This is a genomic window from Streptomyces sp. NPDC001380 (assembly GCF_042895785.1).
Classification (GTDB): Bacteria; Actinomycetota; Actinomycetes; order Streptomycetales; family Streptomycetaceae; genus Peterkaempfera.
On sequence record NZ_JBIAWP010000004.1, the window covers coordinates 155,208 to 176,145 of the forward strand.

The following is a 20,938-nucleotide window of genomic DNA, read 5'->3' on the forward strand; positions in this document are numbered from 1 at the left end:
GGCCGTTAGCCTGGCCGCGTGACCGAGATGATCAGCAGTCAGCCCGACGTCCCCGGCCGCCGCGGCCCCTCCGCCACGGTCGAGGTCGAGCCCCTCGCCGTCGGCCCGGTGCGCACCGCGTACGCCCCCGACCACGACGGCGACCCGGACCCCGGCGAGATCGTGTGGACCTGGGTCCCCTACGAGGAGAACGACGGCCGCGGCAAGGACCGGCCCGTCCTGGTGGTGGCCCGCGAGGCGGGCGGGACCCTGCTGGCCGTGATGCTCTCCAGCAAGGAGCACGACGGGCAGCGCGACTGGGTGCCCATCGGCTCCGGCCCCTGGGACCGCACCGGCCGGGACTCCTGGGTGGCCCTCGACCGCGTCATGCGGGTCCACCCGGACGGCATGCGCCGCGAGGCCTGCGCGCTGGACCGGGCCCGCTTCAACCTGGTGGTGGACCACCTGCGGCTGCGCTACCGCTGGCGCTGAGCCCCCGCGGCGGCCGTCCGCCCCGGGGCGGCCGCCGGCCCGGCCGGGAGCAGGTCCGTCCGCTGGGGCCGCTGGGGCCGCCGTGGACGCGGCGGCACAGGCCCGGCGGCCGGCCCGGCCGGGAGCCCGTCCGCGAGCAGCCCGCCCGGCGCGGGGCGGGGCGGGCGGGGCCGGTCAGGCGCAGGCGGCGGCCGACACGGTCGCCCAGACGGACTTCCCGTCCCGGGTCGGGGGGGTCCAGCCCCAGGCGCGGCTCAGCGCGCCGATCAGGTGCAGTCCGCGCCCCGACTCGGCGAAGCCGTCGGCCTGCCGCACGACCGGCACGTCGGTGCTGGGGTCGGAGACCGCGCAGAGGACCGTCCGGCCGCGGCGCAGCAGCCCCAGGCCGACCAGGTTGGGCGTGCCGGCCCCGCCGCGCGTGCCGCCCAGCCCGTGGCGGATCGCGTTGCTCAGCATCTCGGACACGATCACCTCGACGTCGTCGACGAGGTCGGGCATGTCCCAGCCCTGGAGGGTCGATCTGGTGAAGTGCCGGGCCACGCCCGCCGCCTGAAGGTCCCCGCTGAGCGCACAGGTCGCGAAGGTGCCGCTCTCTGCCGGTTCCTCGCCGCGCCCTCCGGGCAGCAGTGCGAGACCGGCCGGTCGAATCGCCGTATCCGCTGTCATCACGATCTCCGTGGCCCTTTCGGGCGTCTCGGGCGCGAACGGTGCCTGCGCGCTCCACTATCCACGCCCCACCCCTGTCGCTGCAAGCACATCTGCAATTACAGTCGTAAGCACACCGGTAAGAACATATGCAAGTGCAGATGCACGTGCAGACGATCGTGAGGACGAAGGAGCGCCCCTCGTGGAGCAGATCCCCAACGGCGTGCAGGCCACCCGCATCCCGGGGGTGACCTGGAGGAAGAGCCGCCGCAGCAACCCCAACGGCAACTGCGTGGAGCTCGCCGCCCTCCCCGGGGGCGGCGCGGCCATCCGCAACTCCCGTGACCCCGAGGGCCCGGCGCTCGTCTACACGCCCGAGGAGATCGCGGCCTTCATCGGCGGCGTGAAGGACGGCGACTTCGACGCGCTGGTCTGACCGGCCGCTGTACCTGACCCGTCGGCAGTGCGAGACTGAGCGCCTGCGCGCAGTCACCCAGGGGAGTCGGAATGACCGCCACGCGGCCGGGCGGCGAGCCGTCCATAAGGCGCTACCTCGAGCACCCTCGGGGCGGCCCGACGGTGCTCCGCATCGTGCTCGGCACCCAGCTCCGCAGGTTGCGCGAGCGCTCCAACATCACCCGCGAGGCCGCCGGGGACGCGATCCGCGGCTCCCACGCGAAGATCAGCCGGCTGGAGCTGGGCCGGACGGGCTTCAAGGAGCGGGACGTCTCCGACCTGCTCACCCTCTACGGGGTGACCGACGAGGCGGAGCGGGCCGACTTCCTGGCGCTCGCCCGGCAGGCCAGTACGCCCGGCTGGTGGAACCGGTACAGCGACGTGCTGCCCAGCTGGTTCGAGACCCACATCGGCCTGGAGGAGGCCGCCTCGGTCATCCGGACCTACGAGGTCCAGTTCATCCCCGGCCTCCTGCAGACCGAGGAGTACGCCCGCGCCGTCGTCCGGCTCGGCCACCCCCGGTCCCCCGTGCCCGAGGTGGAGCGGCGCGTCCAGCTCCGGATGGAGCGCCAGAAGCTGCTGCGGGCCGAGGGCGCGCCCCGCCTGTGGGCGGTCATGGACGAGGCCTCGCTGCGGCGCCCGCTGGGCGGCCCGGCGATGATGCGCGCCCAGTTCGAGAAGCTGCTGGAGGCCGCGCGGCTCCCGAACGTCACGCTCCAGGTCGCGCCGTTCGAGATCGGCGGACTCGCCGCGGCCGGCGGGCCCATCACCATCCTGCGGTTCCAGGAGCCGGACCTGCCGGACATCGTCTACCTGGAGCAGCTGACCAGCGCCCTCTACCTGGACAAGCCGGACGACGTCGACAACTACCTGGCCGTGCTGGACCGCCTCTCCGCGGAGGCGTGCACGCCCCGGCAGACCGAGGAGTTCCTCCAGGGGCTGATCGACGCCGGCAGGGGCTGAGCCGGCGCCCCGGGCGTCCCGCCGGAGGCGGGGGCGCCCGGGGCGGGGACGCCGCCGCTCGCGCGGCGGGTCCGGGCGCCGGTCACGGCCTGCGGGCCACGCCCCCGAACTCGATCCACTCCCGGGTGAGCTGCTTCGGGCCGAGATCGGAGTCGGGCCGCCAGGTGGAGACCTCCACCAGGCCGGGTTTTAGGATCTCCAGCCCGTCGAAGAACCGCTCCACCTCGTGGGCCTGCCGGACCCGCCCCCACCGGCCCCCGGTGGACCGGTCCATGAAGTCGGTGACGAAGTCGCGGGTGGCCCTGTCCTCGCTGACCAGCTGGCAGACGACCAGGAAGCTGCCCGGGGCGAGCCGCTCGGCCACCCGCCGCACCAGGCCCGCCGGGTCGCTCTCGTCCGGGATGCAGTGCATCACCGACACGAAGAGGGCGGCGACCGGCTGGGAGAGGTCGATCAGCCGCCGCGCCTCGGGGTGGCCGAGGATCCCGTCGGTGTCCCGCATGTCCGCCTGGATGACGGCGGTGTTCTCGTTCTCCTCCAGCAGGGCGCGCCCGTGGGCCAGCACGATCGGGTCGTTGTCCACGTACAGCACGCGGGAGGACGGGTCGACGCGCTGGGCGACCTGGTGGACGTTGTCCTGGGTGGGCAGGCCGGAGCCGTGGTCGACGAACTGCCGGATGCCGTACTCCTCCGCCAGCCGGCGCACCACCCGCTGCAGGAACCGCCGGTTGTTGACGGCCAGCACCTTGGTGCTGGGCACCACCTTGAGCAGTTCCTCGGACGCCTCGCGGTCGACGGCGTAGTTGTCCTTGCCGCCGAGGTAGTAGTCGTACATCCGGGCCACGCTGGGGACGGAGACGTCGACTCCGACGGGGGGTGCTTCCCGGTCCATGCGCTCCTCGCAGTCTCTCCGGCGCCGCCGGTGCTGGGTGCTGACGATCCGCCACATGGTAGGCGGAGCCGCCGCACGGCGAGGACCGGTCGGACGGATCTCCCCGATCCGCACACAAGCCGGAGGGCGGGCCGGAAGACCGTCCGGAGGGCGGGCCGGAAGACGGTCCGGGAAACGGGGCGGGAGACAGTCCGGGAAACGGTCCGGAGGGCGGGCCGCCGGACGGTCCGGGACCCGGCCGCGGCCGGGCGGCGGGGGCGCACGCCCGGACCGCGGCGCCGGGACGGGACCCTCGGCCCGCCCGGCACCGCGGTCCGCCGGTGCGGCCGGCCGCGCCGCCGGGGCGGGCTGTGCGGGGCCCGGTCCAGGCTGCGGCCGGCCGGAGGGGCCGCGCGGTCAGGGCGGACGCGCGACGGACTCCTCCTCGGTGCACGCCCATAGTGGACTAGACCACTTGCGGCTGTCCAGGGATCGCCGGGAACAGGCCGGGAACACGCAAGGGACCGGCCGCGAACAGGCGGGGAGCCGGCCGGGGACCGCCCCGCGGACGGCTCCGGTGGGCGCCCCCGCCGCACCGGCGGTTACGCTCGCAGCGTGCCCTCGCTCAACGAACTGGTCCGCCAGCACACCACCCTCACCGGCTCCGACGTGGAATGGCTCCACCTGCTGGTCTCGGAGTGGCAGCTCCTCTCCGACCTCTCCTTCGCCGACCTGGTGCTGTGGATCCCCACCCACGACGGCACCCGGTACGTCTCGGTCGCCCAGATGCGCCCGAACACCGGCCCCACCTCCCACCAGGACGACATGGTCGGCCACCTGGTGCCGCGCGGCCGCCGCCCGCTGCTGGACGCCGCCTACGACGAGGGCCGCATCGTGCGCGAGGGCGACCCGGAGTGGCGCGAGGAGGTGCCGGTCCGCGTCGAGTCCATCCCGGTCCGCCGTGAGGGGCGCGTCCTCGGCGTGATCGCCCGCAACACCAACCTGCTCACCGTCCGCACCCCCAGCCGGCTGGAGCTCACCTACCTGCAGAGCGCCTCCGACCTGGCCCAGATGATCGCCGCCGGCACCTTCCCCTTCCCCGGCGAGCAGGTCGACATGGACGCCGCCCCCCGGGCCGGCGACGGACTGATCCGGCTCGACGCCGACGGCATCGTCACCTACGCCAGCCCCAACGCGCTCTCCGCCTACCACCGCCTCGGCCTCACCGCCGACCTGGTCGGCTGCCACCTCGGCCGCACCACCGCCGAGCTGGTCCCGCCGTCCCGCGGCCCGGTCGACGAGGCCCTGGTGAAACTGGCCAGCGGCTGGGCCCCCCGCCAGACCGAGGTCGAGGCCAACGGCGGCGTCGTCCAGCTGCGCGCCATCCCGCTCAAGCCCAAGGGCGTCCACGTCGGCTCGCTGGTGCTGCTCCGGGACGTCACCGAACTCCGGCGCCGCGAGCGGGAACTGATGACCAAGGACGCCACCATCCGGGAGATCCACCACCGGGTGAAGAACAACCTGCAGACGGTGGCGGCGCTGCTGCGCCTGCAGTCCCGCCGGATGGACTCCGACCCGGCCCGGCTCGCGCTGGACGAGGCGGTGCGCCGGGTCGGCTCCATCGCCATCGTCCACGAGACGCTGTCGCAGACCCTGGACGAGCAGGTCGCCTTCGACGAGATCGCCGACCGGGTGCTGGCCATGGTGATGGAGCTCTCGCAGGACGGCCGGGTGGCCACCCGGCGCACCGGCTCCTTCGGGATCCTCTCGGCCGAGGTGGCGACGCCGCTGGCCATGGTCCTCACCGAGCTGCTGCAGAACGCGCTGGAGCACGCCTTCGGCACCAGGGCCTCGGGCAGCCTGGAGGTCTCCGCGCTGCGGGGCCGGGCGTCGTCGGCCGGGCCCGCCGGGCCGGAGGCCGGCCCGGCCGCCCGGGCCGCGGGCGGCCGGCTGCAGGAGTACCTGCTGATCACCGTGCAGGACGACGGCCGGGGGATGCCCGAGGGGTTCGACCCGCAGAGCGGCGGCAACCTCGGGCTGCAGATCGTCCGCACGCTCGCCGCGGGCGAGCTGGGCGGCACCTTCGACATGGTCGCCGCCCCGGGCGGCGGCACGAGGGTGGTGCTGGAGATCCCCGTCGGGTGAGGCCCGCGGGCCGGGGCCCCGGCCGTTGCGCCCGGTGCCGTGTCCTGCGCCGTGCGCCCGGCACTCCCGGCACCCGGTTCCCGGGGCGCTGTGCGTCCCGGGCCCGGCGCGGCGTGTCCCGCCCGGCCGGCGGCCTCCGGGCCCGGTCCCCGGACACGAAACGAGGCCCTGCCGACCGGGGGGGGATGGGTCGGCAGGGCCTCTCGTCCTGCTCCGGCCGTCGGGGGGAGTCGGCCGGAACAGGGGCTCCTGGTCCGCGGCGCTGCCGCGGAGTGCGGGCCTGGCCCGCTGGGCACCGCACGCGGCGGGCCCTCGTCAACGACGGTACCAAATGTCGCGACCGAACGGCGCCGCAGGGGTGCGGTGCGGTGGAAGGCGTCGGCCCCTCGGGGCCGTGCCTCTGATCAGGTGCTGATCACGTCCCCCCGGGTCGGGGGTGTCTCAGGCGGTGCGGGCGCGGTTGCGGGCGGCGCGGCGCTTCATGGCGCGACGCTCGTCCTCGCTCATGCCGCCCCACACGCCGGCGTCCTGACCGGTCTCCAGGGCCCACTGCAGGCACTGCTCCATGACCGGGCAGCGGCGGCACACGGCCTTGGCCTCCTCGATCTGCAGCAGCGCCGGACCGGTGTTACCGATCGGGAAGAACAGCTCGGGGTCCTCTTCCCGGCAGACAGCGCGGTGGCGCCAGTCCATGGTGGTCCAACTCCTCCTGTCGGCAGACGGTGATCCGCCGACACCTGTGGTTGCTTGTGAATGTGAACGCTTTCACGAATCCCGAGACGCCCAAAGGGGTCGACAGACACGTCGGCCCGTGAGGCTTGAGCTTTGGAGCAGGGGATTCGGGCGACTCCGGCGGATGTCCCGTTGCGGTCCGTCCCGATCGCCAAGTAGAGGTTCGCAAACCTGGGGCCCGGATACAACCCCCTTCGAGGAGGAATTTTTGATTCTTTGGTGTCGCCTCCATCACACCCTGTACTTCGATGGAGTGAAGGCGGGTTGCACGTTCGACTGCAAGGCCGAACGGCCTACCTGATCACACAATCACACGCAGTGCCCGGCGAACGCCTGTGAAACTCACGTCCGTCCGCTCTCCAAGGTGGTCCCCGTCCACCTGGAACGGCACCGGTTCCTGCGAAACCAAGGTGAAGTGCCGCAGATCGTGGTAGGAGACCACGTGCCGGCCCCGCGGGCCGGCGCCGTCCCCGCGCAGCAGGCCGCGCGCGGTCCGGACCGTGCCCGCCACCGTCATCCGGTCCAGTGCGAACAGATCGAGCCCGGTGTCGAACGACGCCCTCGGCGACGGGTGCACCGGGCGGTTGCCCAGGAACGTCCAGGGCGAGGTGTTCGAGACTATGGAGAACACGAGCCCCGGGACGGGCTCCCCGCCGGGCACCCGCAGGGTGATCGGACCGGCCCTCCGCCGCTCACGCTCCGTGACGAAGTGCCGCAGCGCCTCGTTGACGTACAGGGCGTGGGTCGACCGGCGGCCCGCCCGGCGGCGTTCCTCCACCCGGCCCACCACGCCGGCGTCGAAACCCAGCCCCGCGCAGAAGGTGAACCAGCGGTCCGGCAGCCCCGGCGTCAACGCCTTGCCCAGGCCGATCACCCGCTCGCGGCCCGCCTCCAGCGCGTCCAGCAGCGCCCCGGTGGCCTCCACCGGGTCGTTGGGCAGGCCCAGGGTGCGGGCGAAGACGTTCGTGCTGCCGCCGGGCACCACGGCCAGGCGCGGCACCCGCTCCGAGGGGCCGTGGGCGAGGAGGCCGTTCACCACCTCGTTGACGGTGCCGTCGCCGCCGAGCGCGACGACCAGGTCCACCGCCCCGTCCGCGGCCGCCTGCTGCGCCAGCTCCCGGGCGTGGCCCCGGTGCGCGGTCGCCGCCACCTCCAGCTTGAGGTCGCTGGCGAGCGCGTGGGCCAGCACGTCTCTGGTCCGCGCACTGGTGGTGGTCGCCTTGGGGTTCACGACCAGGAGGGCACGCATGCCCCTCAGCGTACCTACCCGTCGGTACACGCCGGGCCGGGGTCCGGTATGCGGGCACCGGGCGGATACCCTGCAGAGGTGACGACCGACAGCCCGCGCGCGAAGAACGCACCCGCCGCGACCCGGCCCGCCCCGCTGGTCGCGGGGGCCGTGATCGCCCTCGTCCAGGGTGCCGCCCTGGCCGCCTGGGGCCTGTACGACATCGTCGCCGGGCTCGTCGGCGCCCCGCACAACCGCGGCCTCGCGGAGCTGGGCGGCGTGGTGATCCTGCTGCTGGGGCTGCTGCCCCTCCTCGCCGGGCGCGGCCTGCTGCGGCTCAGCCGCTGGGGCCGCACCCCGGCGCTGCTCACCGACTCCATCTGCCTGCCGGTCGCCTACTACATGGGGCAGAGCGGCGGCGTGATGGCCGTCCTGGCGGTGCTGGTCGCCCTGCTGGGGCTGGCGGGGATCGCCGCCCTGCTGCACCCGAGGGTGACCGCCGTCCTGGAGGCCCCGCGCGACTGACCCGCCCGGCGCCCGCACGCGGACGCCGACGCGCCGGAGGGCCGCACCCGGTCACGGGTGCGGCCCTCCGGCGCGTGCGGGGCCTACTCCTCCACCAGCAGCTTCTCGCGCAGCTGGGCGAGGGTGCGGGCGAGCAGCCGGGAGACGTGCATCTGCGAGATGCCCACCTCGGCCGCGATCTGCGACTGCGTCATGTTGCGGAAGAACCGCAGCACCAGGATCTTCTGCTCGCGCGGCGGCAGCTGCGCCAGCAGCGGCTTGAGCGACTCCCGGTACTCCACGCCCTCCAGCGCGTCGTCCTCGGCGCCCAGGGTGTCCGCCACGGCCGGCGACTCGTCGTCGGTGTCCGGCACGTCCAGCGAGAGCGTGGAGTAGGCGTTGGCCGACTCCAGGCCCTCCAGCACGTCCTCCTCGGAGATGCCGAGGTGCTCCGCCAGCTCGTGCACCGTCGGGGAGCGGCCGTGCCGCTGGGAGAGCTCGCCGGTCGCCGTGGTCAGCGACAGCCGCAGCTCCTGCAGGCGGCGCGGCACCCGCACCGCCCAGCCCTTGTCGCGGAAGTGCCGCTTGATCTCGCCGACGATGGTCGGCGTCGCGTACGTGGAGAACTCCACGCCGCGCTCGTGGTCGAAGCGGTCGACCGACTTGATCAGGCCGATGGTCGCGACCTGGGTCAGGTCGTCCAGCGGCTCCCCGCGGTTGCGGAACCGCCGGGCCAGGTGCTCCACCAGCGGGATGTGCATCCGCACCAGCTGGTTGCGGAGCTCGACCCGCTCCGGCGAGCCCTCGGGCAGCGCCGCCAGCCGGGCGAAGAGGGCCTTGGCCGCCGCCCGGTCGGGGGCGTGCGGGGTGGACGCGTGCAGCAGCTCGGCCTCCACCGGCTCCGGCACGTCCACCGCGTCCGGCGCCGGCCCTGCCGTCGGCCCGGGTGCCGGTGCCGGTGCCGGCGTCGGTTCGGACGGGTGCGGCTCGCTCATGCGGGAGGCGTCCTTCGGGTGCGCGGCGTCATGGTCGGTGCCCGCCGGCCGGTCGGCGCCGCGCACGGCGGCGGCCGGCTCCGGCGTCCCCGCCTGGGCGGGCACGGCGGGGGCGCGGTCGACACCGGGCCCCGCACCGCCTGTGCGGTCCAGATCACTCACGGCGATCCCCCGTTCCGTTCCGGGAGCACCGGTGCCGCAGCCGCGGCGCCGGGGTCAACAGTTGGTTGTACCGCCGCGGCGCCCCGGACGGGCCGGGACACGCGGCTGAGGGAGGTCCGCGCCGCACGCGCGGCGGCGGGGCCGCCGCGCGTGCGGGCCGCCTCACGGCTGACCGGGGCCGGCACCGCGCTTCTTGTGCAGGCTGATGCTCACGGTCCGGTCCTCGGCGACGGTCGACTCGACCTCGCCGGCCAGTGCGGAGAGCACCGTCCAGGCGAAGGTGTCGCGCTCCGGCGCACGGCCGTCGGTCGTCGGTGCGGAGACCGTCACCCGCAGCGAGTCGCCGACCAGGCGGAACTCGCAGGCCAGCACCGAGCCGGGCACCGCCTGCTGGAGCAGGATGGCGCACGCCTCGTCGACCGCGATCCGCAGGTCCTCGATCTCGTCCAGGGTGAAGTCCAGACGGGCCGCGAGGCCGGCGGTCGCCGTCCGCAGAACCGAGAGGTACGCCCCTGCCGCGGGCAGGCGGACTTCCACGAAGTCCTTCGCCCCGGGCTCGCCGTCGATCTGGGACACCCTCACCTCCTGGGTGACGCGCCGTGCAGCCGGCCCCTGCGGGCCGCGGCCTCGGCTGCTTGCCTTGGAACTGCTTCCGCCCCGGGGGCGGGGCGGGATGCGCGGCACCCCGGTCGCGTCCTGTGCGGACGGCCCGGACAACGCGCCTCGCCTGCGACGCTACCGCGATCCGTGGCCCGGTGTCGCCGCCCCCGCGGGCCGTCACGTGAACGGGCGACTGCGCGGGCCACTCATGGTAGGCCCTCGGGCACTCCCCGTGGCAGTGCCCGTCGCCGTCGGCGGCGGTCCGGGTCCCCCGGCAGGGGTCCTGACCCGCCGTCGGGGGGCCGGGGGCGCGCACGCCGGGGCCGGGGACCCCCGCGGGTCAGGCCCCGGCGGCGAGGCGGGCCAGCGGCTCGCCGGTGAGCCGGAAGACCGTCCACTCGTCCATCGCCTCGGCGCCGAGGGACCGGTAGAAGCCGATGGACGGCTCGTTCCAGTCCAGCACCCACCACTCCAGGCGCGCGTAGCCGCGCTCGGTGCAGATCCGGGCCAGCTCGCGCAGCAGCGCCTTGCCGTGGCCGCCGCCGCGGGCGTGCGGGCGGACGTACAGGTCCTCCAGGTACACCCCGTGGGTGCCGCGCCAGGTGGAGAAGTTCCGGAACCACAGCGCGAAGCCGACCGGCTCGCCCCCGGGGTCCTCCCCCTCGACGGCGACGTGGGCGAAGACGGCGGGCTGCGGCCCGAAGAGCGCGTCGCGCAGCTGCTCCTCGGTGGCCACCGCCTCGTGCAGGGCCTTCTCGTACTCCGCGAGCTCGCGGATCATGGCGTGGATCGCGGGGACGTCTTCGACGGAAGCGGGACGGATCATGCCGCGAGGGTACCGGCCGGCGGACGGCGGGCCCCGCGCCGGCCGGGGCCCGCCGGCCCGGCGCGGCCCGCCCTCACACGATGCGGCGGTCCACGTAGCACCAGCGCCACGACTCGCCCGGCTCGTGGGACCGCATCACCGCGTGCCCCGTGGCGAGGAAGTGGGCGGTGGCGTGCCGGGACGGGGAGGAGTCGCAGCAGGAGACGAGCCCGCACACCAGGCACTTGCGCAGCTGCACCGGGTGCTGCCCGGCCTCGTCGCAGCCGCGGCAGCCCTCCCCGGACGCCGGTGGCTCGGGATCCGGCAGGTGCGCGGTGTGGGCGCAGCCCGGCGCCGCGGACGCACCCGCCGGGACCCCGGAGCCGGCCGCGGGCTGCTCCGCGCGCCGTGCGTCCTCCGCCGCCTCGCCGTGCTTGCGTGTGCTGCGGTACCTATCGAACAACGGTCCCCCTCGGAGCCCTCGACCTGCGGACCGGCGCGGCCATGACCCGACGACGACCAAGGACCGGCGACCATGACCAGCATGACCCATTCCGGCTCCAGCACCGACCTGCTGCTCCTCGTCGCGGGCGCCGCCGCCGTCGCGGGCGTCGCGCGGAAGCTGCGCACCTCCGCGCCGCTGCTCCTGGTGGCCGTCGGACTGGCCGCCTCCTACCTGCCCGGCGTGCCCGCGTACACGCTGGACCCGCACCTGGTGCTGCCGCTGGTCCTGCCGCCGCTGCTGTACACCTCCGCCCTGGACAGCTCGTTCCTCGGCCTGCGGGCGCAGGTCCGGCCGGTGGCGCTGCTCGCCGTCGGGTACGTGCTCTTCTGCACCGTGCTGGTCGGCCTGGCCGCGTACGCCCTGGTGCCGGGCCTGCCGCTGGCGGCGGCCTTCGTCCTGGGCGCGGTCGTCGCGCCGCCCGACGCCGTCGCCGCCACGGCGATCGCCCGCCGGGTGGGGCTGCCGCGCACGATCGTGACCATCCTGCAGGGGGAGAGCCTGGCCAACGACGCCACCGCGATCACCGCCTACCGGGTGGCGCTGGCCGCGGCCGTGGGGGAGGGGTTCTCGTGGGGGACGGCCGCCGGCGACTTCCTGCTTGCCGCGCTCGGCGGCACCGCCGTGGGCCTGGTGCTGATGGTGCCGCTGCAGTGGGTCCGGGTCCGGCTCGCCGACCCGCTGCTGCTCAACACCTTCTCGCTGCTCGTCCCCTTCGCGGCCTACGCCGTCGCCGAGGCGTTCGGGGCCTCCGGCGTGATCGCCGTGGTCGTGGTGGGCCTCTACCTCGGCCACGAGGCCCACGCCGTGGACTTCGCCACCCGGCTGCAGGAGGAGGCGGTGTGGCGGATGGTGTCCTTCGTGCTGGAGTCCACCGTCTTCGCCCTCATCGGGCTCCAGCTGAGGCTCATCCTCGACGACCTGGGCGCCTACCGGGCCGGGCAGCTCGCGCTGTGGGCCGCGGCGGTGCTGGCGGTCGTCGTCGTGGGCCGGTTCGTCTGGACGTACGCCACCACCTACCTGCCGCCGCTGCTCGGCCTGGGGCTGCGCCGCTCCCGGCCGGCCGCCCCCCTGCCGCCCTGGAACGCCACCTTCGTCATCGCCTGGGCCGGCATGCGCGGCGTGGTCTCGCTCGCGGTGGCGTTCTCGATCCCGGCCACCGTCGAGGGCGGCGGCCCCTTCCCCGGCCGGGAGCTGATCCTCTTCCTCACCTTCGCCGTCGTGGTCGGCACCCTGCTGCTGCAGGGCCTCACCCTGCCGGCGCTGGTCCGGGTGCTCCGCCTGCCCCGGCCCGACCGGCAGCGGCTCGTCCTCACCGAGGCGCAGGCGCAGAGCGACGCCTCGCACGCCGCGCTGGACCGTCTGGACGTCCTGCTGCAGGACGAGCGCAACCGGCTGCCGCAGGCGCTGGAGACCCGGCTGCGGCGGGTGCTGGACCGGCGGCAGAACGCCGTCTGGGAGCGCCTGGGCGCCGTCCACGAGGAGACGGGGGAGTCCGCCGACGCCACCTACCGGCGGCTCAGCCGGGAGCTCGTCGAGGCCGAGCGGCAGGCCTTCGTCCGGCTGCGCGACCAGGGGCGGATCGACGACGAGCTGCTGCGGACCCTGGTGCGGCGCCTGGACCTGGAGGAGGCGATGGTCGACCACGACGAGGAGTAGGGCCCGGCGGGGGCGTGCGGGGACGTGCGGGGCGTGCGGCGCAGGACCGGGCGCGGAGGGCGCGCGGGGCGGGGGTGCCCGTGCGGGGGCGCGGCCCCGGAGTCCGGCCCCGCTCAGCGCAGGGTGTCGTTCACGGTGAGGACGCCGCTCGGGACGGTCGTGGTGCTGCGGTCGGCGCCGCCCTCCCAGGTGACGGTGCCGTCCGCGTTCTTGGTGAAGTACTTGTACCGGACCGCGCTGTTCGGGGGGCAGCTGCACCCCGCCGGACCACACCGGGTAGGTGCCGGGGCCGGTCGTGAGCGGGACGGCCCTCGCCGGGTTCCACGCCCCGAGCTCGGCCAGGTCGCCGGTCACGTACACGTTCTGGCCGTAGGAGGTGTGCGCGGTCACCTGGAAGACGGCCGTCGCCGGGCTGCCGCCGGCGACGTTCCACCGGTCGTGCAGCGCGGTCTCGCCCGTGGGGGAGATGAAGACGGACCGGTCGGGGACGGTCTCCCAGACCAGCGACCCGGCGGCGGTGCGCCGGATGTACTTGTACTGGACCTCGGGGCCGGGCGGCAGCGACACGTTCGCCGACCACACCGGGTAGGTGCCGGGGCCGGTCGTGAGCGGGACGGCCTTCGCCGGGTCCCAGGAGCCGAGCTCCGGGGAGCTGCCGGAGAGCAGGACGGTGTCGCCGTAGTCGGTGGTGGCGGCGACCTGGAAGGGCACGACCACGCTGGGCGGGTACTCGCGGGCCGCCGCGGCGGGCGACACGGTGGTGAACAGGCCGGCGGCGACCGCCAGCAGGAGCAGGAGCGGCTGCCAGCGCGTCCTGGTGCGGAGGTGGCGTATGCGGACCATGCTCGTCCTTCCGTCGGGGTCCGGTGGCGGACCGTCAGCGAGGAGGCGACCGGGTGCGGTTCCGGATCTCGCGTACGAATCCCAACACGGGGCGAGGGGTCTGCGGGCGGAATGCGTTCAAGCAGTTTCGCCGAGCAGCCGCTTCCGGCCGTTGTCGGACACGAACGGCGGGGCAATCCTTCACCTCTTGAAGGTGAAGCGGTGAGGGCGTCCGCCGCGCCGCCCCTCTTCTGACATGCTCATTCTCAAAAAGGTGCGCCCCGGGGCGTCGCGCCGGTCCGCACGGCCCGCCGCCCCGGCCGCCTGAAATTTCTTGCGCAAGACGGCGCAAAATCTTCCGTCGCCGTCCGCCCCGGTTCCCCCGCACCCCTGCCCCCCCGCGATCCCCGCACCTCCACGCACGACCGCGCCCGGCGCGCCGGCCCCGGGAAGGGGCGGTGCGCCGGGCGCGGTGCGGCCGGGCAGGTCCGGGATCAGGCCTTCTTGGTCTCCCAGAAGATCTTGTCGATCTCGGCGATCAGGTCCAGCAGCGCCTGGCCGGTGGCCGGGTCGGTGGAGGCCTTGGCGGCGCTGGCGGCCTTCAGCGCGTCGTTGAAGAGCTGGTGCAGCTGCGGGTACTTCTCGAAGTGCGGGGCCTTGAAGTAGTCGCTCCAGAGCACCGAGAGGTGGTGCTTGGCCAGCTCGGCCCGCTGCTCCTTGATGACGACGGCGCGGGCGCGGAAGTGCGCGTCCTCGTTGGCCTGGTACTTCTCCTGCACGGCCTTCACGGACTCGGCCTCGATACGGGCCTGGGCCGGGTCGTACACGCCGCACGGCAGGTCGCAGTGGGCGTGGACGGTGGCGCGCGGTGCGAACAGACGAGAGAGCATGGGGGTCCTTCCTCCGTGATCGTCTTCCCGGGTGCGAGATTACCCCGCAACCGGCCCCGTTTCGCGCCTGCCCCCGGGGTCCTAGGGCAAAAGTCCGACAGGCGGACGCCGCCGCGCCGCGCCCCGGACGGGAGGCGGCCGCAGCCCGGGCGTCCCGGTGCGGGATGCTGGGTCTGGACGAGACGTCGGGTACCGGGTAGGTGTGGGGCATGGCGCTGAAGCGGCGGCAGGACGGCGGCCCGTACGGAACGGGGCCCGGCGTCCTGGCGGAGGAGGAGCCCGGCGGCGGCCCCGGCGCGGCGCCGCTCGGACTGGTGGACGTCGAGGGCCCCTCGATGCTGCCGACGCTCCGCCAGGGCGACCGGCTGCTGGTGCGCTACGGCGCCCGCCTGCGGCCCGGGGCCGTGGTCGTGGCCCGGCACCCGCTGCGGCAGGACCTGCTCGTGGTCAAGCGGGCCGCCGAGCGGCGGCCCGGCGGCTGGTGGCTGCTGTCCGACAACTCCTTCGCCGAGGGCGACAGCCGCGACTTCGGCACCGTCCCCGACGAGCTGGTGCTCGGCCGGGTGCTGCTGCGCCTGGGCCCGTCCCCCGCCTGGCTGGCGCCCTCCCCGCGGCTGGAGCGCCTGCTGCGCCGCCTGCCGCCGGGGGCGGGGCCGCGCGTGGCGGCCCGGCTCGGCGTCCTCACCCGGGTCAGCCCCGAGATGTGACCTCGGCGGAGGCGGAGGCGGAGGCGGCCGGGGCCGGGGCCGGGGCGCCGCCGCCCGCCGCGCCGCCGCCCGCCGCCGGGGCCTCCTGGCGCTTGCGGGCCCGGTAGGCGGCGACGTTCGCCCGGGTCGCGCAGCGGTCCGAGCAGTAGCGGCGCGAGCGGTTGGTGGAGGTGTCCAGGTACGCGTTGCGGCAGGGCGCGGCCTGGCAGATGCCGAGCCGGTCGACGCCGAGCTCCGTGAGGTGGATGGCCAGGCCCATGGCGGCCGGGGCCGCGTAGGCGGCGGTCGCGGTGGCGGCGCTGTCCGCGAGGTGCAGGTGCCAGCGGGGGCGGCCCTCCTCGTCCAGGTGGTCGTGGCCGGAGACGACGGGGCTGACCGGGTACTCCACCAGCAGGCCGTTGAGCAGGTCCACCGCCCGCACCTGGTCGCCCTCGGCGGCCGACTCGAAGACGCCGCGCAGCCGGCCGCGGACGGCCCGCAGCCGCGGCACGTCGGCCTCCTCGGCCAGCGACGCGGCACGCGTTCCGGCGCCGAGGAGCTGCCGCAGCTCGTCGAGCGAGGTGAGCGCGTCGGTGCCGCGGCCGGGCTCCTCGCTGTTCACCAGCCGCACCGCGTACTCCGCATAAGAGCCCAGCTCCACCTGCGATCCCCACTCTGCGCTGTCCGGCACCGGTAACGGCCTGCTTGGATCCCAGGGTATTACCAATGGCCCTCTCCCGGGCAACCGCCGGCCACTCGAAGCCCGGTCCCGTGCGCGCGCCGGCGCCGTCGTGCACCTGCGGGGTGGCCGCGGCAACTGCAACGTCGTCGTGCGGCGAATCCTGACGGGCCGGACGGGACTGCGGGGTGTAACGGCAGAGCGGGGAGGCGGCCCTGCAGGTGCCGGAGCCGGACGCAGCGATCAGGAAGCCGTGCCATTCGAAGCCGGTGGGAGCCTGCCGTACGGCGGGGGTGCCCCCCACCGAATGGGGGTGTTGTGCAGGAATCTCGGCAGGGGGCCATTCCTGGCCTCAATGTCCTTCGCTGATTCCGGCGACCGGAGCATGGACGGAGTTTCGTGAGGCAGAAATTCAGAGCGCGGGGGAAGCGCCTCGCCGGGGTGGCATCGGCGGCGTTTCTGGCAGTCCCGCTTCTGGTGCTTGCACCAGCCGCAGCGGCCTCCGCCGACCCCGGATTCTGCGGTGTCCGTGCCGATGTGAGCGATGGCGGCGGTCCCACGGGAATCGTCCACACCGTTGACGACCGATGCACGTACAAGCACAGCTTCAAGGTGTACCTGCCGAGCGCCGGCCGGACGAGCAAGTGCGAGAGTGCGCCTCCGGGTGGAGATGCCTGCTTCCTCTTCCAGTTCGCCGACGAGGACTGGCAGGTGCGGGCCTGCTCGTGAGCTGCAGGGCACCTGAGCCCCTGCCGGCCCGCATCGCGGACGAGGGAAGTGTGCCGACGGCTGCGGAGGTTCCGACGGGTGGCCCGAAGGGGGTTCCTCCCTCGGGCCACCCGGCTGTCAGAGCACCTTGGAGAGGAACGCCTTGGTGCGCTCGTGCTGCGGGTCGGTGAGGACGTCGCGCGGGTGGCCGGACTCGACCACGACACCGCCGTCCATGAAGACCAGCGCGTCGCCGACCTCGCGGGCGAAGCCCATCTCGTGGGTGACCACGACCATGGTCATGCCCTCCTCGGCGAGCTGCCGCATGACGTCCAGGACGTCGCCGACCAGCTCGGGGTCGAGGGCGGAGGTCGGCTCGTCGAAGAGCATGAGCTTGGGCTCCATGGCCAGGGCGCGGGCGATGGCCACCCGCTGCTGCTGGCCGCCGGAGAGCTGCGACGGGTAGCTGCCCGCCTTGTCGCCCAGCCCCACCCGCTCCAGCAGCTGCTGGGCCCGCTCGCGGGCCTCCGCCCTGCCCTGCCCCTTGACCCGCACCGGGGCCTCCATGACGTTCTCGACGGCCGTCATGTGGGGGAAGAGGTTGAACCGCTGGAAGACCATGCCGATGTCGCGGCGCTGGACGGCGATCTCGCTGTCCTTCATCTCGTACAGCTTGTCGCCCTTCTGGCGGTAGCCGACGAGCTCGCCGTCCACCCACAGGCGGCCGGCGTTGATCTTCTCCAGGTGGTTGATGCACCGCAGGAAGGTGGACTTGCCGGAGCCGGACGGGCCGATCAGGCAGAAGACCTCACGCGGCCTGACCTCCAGGTCGATGCCCTTGAGCACCTGGAGGTGGCCGAAGGACTTGTGCACGTCCTCGGCCTTGACCATGGGGGCGCCCGGGTTCTTGCTCAGGTTGCCGGCCATCAGAGTGCGCCTCCCGGGGTGCGCAGGGAGAACAGGTTGGCCTTGATCTTCTGCAGCGGGGTGGGCGGCAGGTTGCGGCTCGACCCGCGGGCGTAGCGGCGCTCCAGGTAGAACTGGCCGATGCTGAAGACCGTGGTGAGCACCAGGTACCAGAAGCACGCGACGAAGAGCAGCTCCATCACGGCGAGGTTGTTGGTGTAGACGTCCTGCACCTTGAGCATCACCTCGGGGTAGGTCACCACGAAGGCCAGCGACGAGGTCTTGAGCATGTTGATGAACTCGTTGCCGGTCGGCGGCACGATCACCCGCATCGCCTGGGGCAGCACGATGCGCCGCATGGTCTGGCCCTTGGACATGCCCAGGGCGTGGGACGCCTCGGTCTGGCCCTCGTCGACGGACTGGATGCCCGCGCGGACGATCTCGGCCATGTAGGCGCCCTCGTTGATGCCGAGGCCCAGGAGGGCGGCCACGAGCGGCGTGATCACCTTGTTGGTGTCCTGGCCGAACATGGTCGGGAAGACCAGGGCGAGGTTCCACCAGATCAGCAGCTGCACGATGACCGGGGTGCCGCGGAAGATCCAGATGTAGAGCCACGCGACGCCGGACATCACCGGGTTGCCCGACATGCGCATCACGGCGGCGGTGACGCCGAGCACGAGGCCCAGCACCATGGAGGCCACGCTGATGAAGAGCGTGTTCCCCGCGCCGGCCATGATGTCGGCGTTGAAGAGGAACTCGCGGGTCGTGCTCCAGGTGATCTTGCCGCCGGCGAAGGCGGCGCCCAGGGCCGCCAGGATGCCGACCACGACGACGGCGGAGACCCAGCGGCCGTAGTGGCGGACGGGGATCGCCCTGATGGGGTGGTGCGGGGAGACGGTGCCGGAGGGCCCCGGGCCCTCCGGCACCTTGTCGACGGATGTGGTCACGGAAGGTGCCTCTCGGACGTGCGGGAGCGGGCGGGGCCGTCCGGCCCGGCCGCCGTGCGGGGCGGGCGGGCCGGACCGGGGGTCACGAGCCGCCGTTGACCTGCGCCGAGGAGACGGCGCCCTGCTTGACCTGCCACTTCTCCAGGATCTTGGCGTACTCGCCGTTGGCGATCAGCGCGTCCAGGGCCGCCTTGACCGCGTCCCGCAGCTGGGTGTTCTCCTTGGAGACCGCGATGCCGTAGAGGCCGGCCTGGATCTGGTCGCCGACGACCTCGAAGTCGTTGCCCCCACCGGAAGTCTGCGCGTTGTAGGCCGCGACGGGGAAGTCGTTGAGGTCGGCGACCGCGCCGCCGCCCTTGATCTTCAGCAGCGCCTCACCGTCGTGGGCGTACGCCTGGATGGTGAGCTTGCCCTTGCCGTCGGCGTCGCACTTCTTCGCCTGCTCCTTGGCGATGTCCTCGTTGGTGGTGGCCTTCTGCAGGGCCACGGTCTTCCCGCAGAGGTCGTCCAGGGTCTGGATCTTCTCCGGGTTGCCCTTCTTCACCAGGATCGAGGTGCCGGCGCTGAAGTAGTCGACGAAGTCGACGCCCTTGCCCTGGCGCTCCTTGTTGTCGGTGATGGCCGACATCGCCAGGTCGAAGCGCTTGGAGTCCAGGCCGGTGATCAGGGTGTCGAAGCCGGTGTTCTGGATCTGGAAGGTCACCCCGAGCTGCTTGCCCAGGGCCTCGGCCAGGTCGGGGTCGATGCCGACCGGCTTGCCGCTCTGCATGAACTCGACGGGCGCGTAGGCCACCTCGGAGCCGACCTTCACCACACCGGCCTTCTGGACGGCCGCGGGCAGCTTGTCGAAGAGGGGGGCCTTGGAGGCGGCCGCGCTCGGCTGCGTGGTCGTGGCCTTGGTGCCGCCCTGGCTGCCGCAGGCGGTGAGGGCCAGGGTGCCGGCCGCGAGCACCGCACCGGTCGCGAGGAGGCGGTGGCGGGTGGAGCGTGCAGTCATGGGGTGGATCCTCCTGATGGGAGAGGTCTTCTCAGCCGATGCGCCGTAGCGCGGCGCGCGGGTGCGCGCCGGGTCGTGCGGTGGTGCTGGGGAATGCACGCCGTCGTGCGAGCCGTGCCGCGACCAGTGATGGCCGCATCTTGCCACTCCGCACCGCTCAGCGGACCCTCGGACAGATCAAAATCGAATAACGGGACGGCCGTCCAGCCTCCGTCCGGCACGCGGACGGCGGGCGGACGGCCGCTCCTCGCCTCGGCCTCCGTGCCTCAGCCCCCGTTGACGACCGCGTTCTGCGCCGCTCCCTCGCTCAGGTTCCAGTCGGCCAGGATCTTGTCGTACTCGCCGCTGATGATGATCGCGTCCACCGCCTGCACCACCGCGTCGCGCAGCGCCGTGTTCTCCTTGTTCACCGCGATCCCGTACGGCGCGGGCTGCATCTGCGGCCCGACCACCTGCAGGGCGGACCCGCCGGCGACCTTCTTCGCGTTGTAGACGGCCACGGGGAAGTCGTTCATGTCGGCGACGGCGTTGCCGGCCCGCAGCTGGGCCAGCGCCGCGTCGTCGGTGCCCAGGCGCATGACCTTCAGCGGCTTGCCCGCGGCCCTGCACGGGTCCTGCTGCCGGGTGGCGATGGTGTCCTGCGTGGTGCCCTTCTGCAGGGCGACGGTCGTGCCGCAGAGGTCGTTGAGGCCGGTGATGCCGTGCGGGTTGCCCTTGGCCGTCAGGATCGAGGTGCCCGCGATGAAGTAGTCGATGAAGTCGACGCCCGGGTTCAGCCGGTTGCCGAGCTCGTCGACGCCCTCGCGGCGCTCCTTGGTGTCCGTCATCGCGGACATCACCAGGTCGATCTGCCCGGCCTGCAGCTCGGGGATCAGCTTGTCGAAGGCGACGTTCTGGAACTCCACCCTGACCCCGAGCTTGCGCCCGACCGCCGCCGCCAGGTCGGGGTCCAGGCCGACGGCCCTGCCGTCGGCGCCCCGGGACTCCACGGGGGCGTAGCTGAGGTCCGAGCCGATCCGCAGGACGCCCGCCTTCCGGACGCCCTCGGGCAGCTGGTCGTGCAGCGAGAGGCTCTGCTTCCCGCCGGAGCCGGACGCGCAGCCTGTCAGCAGCAGCGGGACGGCGGCGAGGACGGCGCCGGCCGCGGCGGTGCGGCGGCGTATCGGACGAGCGGTCATGCAGGGCCTCCAGCGGTAGCGTGATCGCCACGGTTGCGCCCCGTCGCGGCAGGGTCGGGCCGCCGACACGGAGGAGGGCCGTCGGGCCGCACGCCGTCGTGGGGGCTGTGCGCAACCGGTGACGAAAGTGGAGTCTCCCATCCCGCTCTGCCCGAACGGTCATCCGGTGTGTCAAAATCGGGTAACGGGTGACCCCCGTAGCAGCGAGCAGGCCGCCGGACCGGGACCGGTCCGGGGTGCGCAGGACCGGAAGTCGACGACGCAGACTCCGGATCCGAGGCACCGCATCCCTCCGCGCCCGCACGCCCGCACTGCCCCGCGGCGCCCCCTCACCGCGCCCCGCGCGCGCCGCCGCAGTGCTCCGCTTCCCCGTCCGGCAGCCCTTCC

At 73.8% G+C, this 20,938-nt stretch carries 22 protein-coding genes and 2 pseudogenes; 8 read left to right on the plus strand and 16 right to left on the minus strand.

Features of this window, described 5'->3' with window-relative positions; genetic code table 11:
* The first annotated feature begins 27 nt into the window (after nt 1-27).
* Complete coding sequence (locus tag ACFY07_RS07270) at nt 28-471, plus strand: type II toxin-antitoxin system PemK/MazF family toxin (protein ID WP_230650988.1); 444 nt, start codon at nt 28-30, stop codon at nt 469-471.
* A 174-nt stretch (nt 472-645) separates the two neighbouring features.
* On the opposite strand, the gene ACFY07_RS07275 is transcribed toward ACFY07_RS07270, so the two are convergent.
* Nucleotides 646-1,137 carry an ATP-binding protein gene (locus tag ACFY07_RS07275; protein ID WP_230650473.1) on the minus strand — a complete coding sequence of 164 codons (492 nt, stop codon included), beginning with the start codon at nt 1,135-1,137 and terminating at the stop codon, nt 646-648.
* A gap of 181 nt (nt 1,138-1,318) precedes the next feature.
* Between ACFY07_RS07275 and ACFY07_RS07280 the strand changes: the two genes are divergently transcribed.
* On the plus strand, nt 1,319-1,552 hold the full coding sequence (locus ACFY07_RS07280; protein WP_230650476.1) for a DUF397 domain-containing protein: 234 nt from the start codon (nt 1,319-1,321) through the stop codon (nt 1,550-1,552).
* A 71-nt stretch (nt 1,553-1,623) separates the two neighbouring features.
* Nucleotides 1,624-2,535 (plus strand): helix-turn-helix domain-containing protein, encoded by a 912-nt coding sequence (locus ACFY07_RS07285; protein ID WP_390867775.1) that lies wholly within the window; start codon nt 1,624-1,626, stop codon nt 2,533-2,535.
* A gap of 82 nt (nt 2,536-2,617) precedes the next feature.
* Here ACFY07_RS07285 and ACFY07_RS07290 read toward each other — a convergent pair whose 3' ends face one another.
* The gene (locus ACFY07_RS07290; RefSeq protein ID WP_390867776.1) at nt 2,618-3,427 is read right to left on the minus strand and encodes an SAM-dependent methyltransferase; all 810 of its coding nucleotides are present in this window, start codon (nt 3,425-3,427) and stop codon (nt 2,618-2,620) included.
* A gap of 594 nt (nt 3,428-4,021) precedes the next feature.
* On the opposite strand from ACFY07_RS07290, the gene ACFY07_RS07295 reads away from it, so the two are divergent.
* Nucleotides 4,022-5,551, plus strand: coding sequence for a sensor histidine kinase (locus ACFY07_RS07295; RefSeq protein WP_390867777.1), 1,530 nt, complete (start codon nt 4,022-4,024; stop codon nt 5,549-5,551).
* 441 nt (nt 5,552-5,992) lie between these two features.
* Here the strand turns inward: ACFY07_RS07295 and ACFY07_RS07300 are convergent, their stop codons facing one another.
* Complete coding sequence (locus tag ACFY07_RS07300; RefSeq protein ID WP_014138019.1) at nt 5,993-6,244, minus strand: WhiB family transcriptional regulator; 252 nt, start codon at nt 6,242-6,244, stop codon at nt 5,993-5,995.
* Nucleotides 6,245-6,584: 340 nt separating this feature from the next.
* Nucleotides 6,585-7,532: a diacylglycerol/lipid kinase family protein gene (locus ACFY07_RS07305; RefSeq protein ID WP_390867779.1), complete on the minus strand. Its 948-nt coding sequence runs from the start codon at nt 7,530-7,532 to the stop codon at nt 6,585-6,587.
* A gap of 78 nt (nt 7,533-7,610) precedes the next feature.
* Here ACFY07_RS07305 and ACFY07_RS07310 point away from each other — a divergent pair, with 78 nt between their 5' ends.
* A complete protein-coding gene (locus ACFY07_RS07310; protein WP_390867780.1) occupies nt 7,611-8,036 on the plus strand; it encodes a hypothetical protein in 426 nt (141 codons plus the stop codon).
* Between the two features lie 83 nt (nt 8,037-8,119).
* On the opposite strand, the gene ACFY07_RS07315 is transcribed toward ACFY07_RS07310, so the two are convergent.
* From ACFY07_RS07315 to ACFY07_RS07330, 4 genes are all read right to left on the minus strand, one after another.
* The gene (locus ACFY07_RS07315; RefSeq protein ID WP_390867781.1) at nt 8,120-9,172 is read right to left on the minus strand and encodes an RNA polymerase sigma factor SigF; all 1,053 of its coding nucleotides are present in this window, start codon (nt 9,170-9,172) and stop codon (nt 8,120-8,122) included.
* Between the two features lie 162 nt (nt 9,173-9,334).
* On the minus strand, nt 9,335-9,748 hold the full coding sequence (locus ACFY07_RS07320) for an anti-sigma regulatory factor (protein WP_111491575.1): 414 nt from the start codon (nt 9,746-9,748) through the stop codon (nt 9,335-9,337).
* 364 nt (nt 9,749-10,112) lie between these two features.
* A complete protein-coding gene (locus ACFY07_RS07325) occupies nt 10,113-10,598 on the minus strand; it encodes a GNAT family N-acetyltransferase (RefSeq protein WP_390867782.1) in 486 nt (161 codons plus the stop codon).
* Nucleotides 10,599-10,671: 73 nt separating this feature from the next.
* Nucleotides 10,672-10,905, minus strand: coding sequence for a UBP-type zinc finger domain-containing protein (locus ACFY07_RS07330; protein WP_230650994.1), 234 nt, complete (start codon nt 10,903-10,905; stop codon nt 10,672-10,674).
* 207 nt (nt 10,906-11,112) lie between these two features.
* On the opposite strand from ACFY07_RS07330, the gene ACFY07_RS07335 reads away from it, so the two are divergent.
* Nucleotides 11,113-12,738 carry a Na+/H+ antiporter gene (locus ACFY07_RS07335; protein WP_390867783.1) on the plus strand — a complete coding sequence of 542 codons (1,626 nt, stop codon included), beginning with the start codon at nt 11,113-11,115 and terminating at the stop codon, nt 12,736-12,738.
* A 113-nt stretch (nt 12,739-12,851) separates the two neighbouring features.
* On the opposite strand, the pseudogene ACFY07_RS07340 reads toward ACFY07_RS07335, so the two are convergent.
* The 3 genes and pseudogenes from ACFY07_RS07340 to sodN form a co-directional block, all read right to left on the minus strand.
* A pseudogene (locus tag ACFY07_RS07340) lies at nt 12,852-12,962 on the minus strand (hypothetical protein); the annotation flags it as partial.
* Between the two features lie 73 nt (nt 12,963-13,035).
* Nucleotides 13,036-13,581: pseudogene (locus ACFY07_RS07345) on the minus strand (carbohydrate-binding module family 20 domain-containing protein); the annotation flags it as partial.
* A gap of 473 nt (nt 13,582-14,054) precedes the next feature.
* Nucleotides 14,055-14,450, minus strand: a complete 396-nt coding sequence (gene sodN / locus ACFY07_RS07350; RefSeq protein WP_230650496.1) for a superoxide dismutase, Ni — start codon at nt 14,448-14,450, stop codon at nt 14,055-14,057.
* Nucleotides 14,451-14,785: 335 nt separating this feature from the next.
* Here sodN and sodX point away from each other — a divergent pair, with 335 nt between their 5' ends.
* Entirely contained in the window at nt 14,786-15,157 is a 372-nt protein-coding gene (gene sodX / locus ACFY07_RS07355; RefSeq protein ID WP_390867915.1) for a nickel-type superoxide dismutase maturation protease, read from the plus strand.
* Here sodX and ACFY07_RS07360 read toward each other — a convergent pair.
* Entirely contained in the window at nt 15,141-15,797 is a 657-nt protein-coding gene (locus ACFY07_RS07360; RefSeq protein WP_390867916.1) for a CGNR zinc finger domain-containing protein, read from the minus strand. The genes sodX and ACFY07_RS07360 overlap by 17 nt on opposite strands.
* A gap of 417 nt (nt 15,798-16,214) precedes the next feature.
* Between ACFY07_RS07360 and ACFY07_RS07365 the strand changes: the two genes are divergently transcribed.
* Nucleotides 16,215-16,544, plus strand: coding sequence for a hypothetical protein (locus tag ACFY07_RS07365; RefSeq protein WP_390867784.1), 330 nt, complete (start codon nt 16,215-16,217; stop codon nt 16,542-16,544).
* Between the two features lie 117 nt (nt 16,545-16,661).
* Here the strand turns inward: ACFY07_RS07365 and ACFY07_RS07370 are convergent, their stop codons facing one another.
* The 4 genes from ACFY07_RS07370 to ACFY07_RS07385 all read right to left on the minus strand — a co-directional run bounded on the left by ACFY07_RS07370 (nt 16,662) and on the right by ACFY07_RS07385 (nt 20,551).
* Nucleotides 16,662-17,450, minus strand: coding sequence for an amino acid ABC transporter ATP-binding protein (locus ACFY07_RS07370; RefSeq protein WP_390867785.1), 789 nt, complete (start codon nt 17,448-17,450; stop codon nt 16,662-16,664).
* On the minus strand, nt 17,450-18,376 hold the full coding sequence (locus tag ACFY07_RS07375) for an amino acid ABC transporter permease (RefSeq protein WP_390867786.1): 927 nt from the start codon (nt 18,374-18,376) through the stop codon (nt 17,450-17,452). The genes ACFY07_RS07370 and ACFY07_RS07375 overlap by 1 nt, the downstream gene beginning before the upstream one ends.
* An 82-nt stretch (nt 18,377-18,458) precedes the next feature.
* On the minus strand, nt 18,459-19,373 hold the full coding sequence (locus tag ACFY07_RS07380) for a transporter substrate-binding domain-containing protein (protein WP_390867787.1): 915 nt from the start codon (nt 19,371-19,373) through the stop codon (nt 18,459-18,461).
* A 266-nt stretch (nt 19,374-19,639) separates the two neighbouring features.
* A complete protein-coding gene (locus tag ACFY07_RS07385) occupies nt 19,640-20,551 on the minus strand; it encodes an ABC transporter substrate-binding protein (RefSeq protein WP_390867788.1) in 912 nt (303 codons plus the stop codon).
* Between the last annotated feature and the right edge of the window lie 387 nt (nt 20,552-20,938).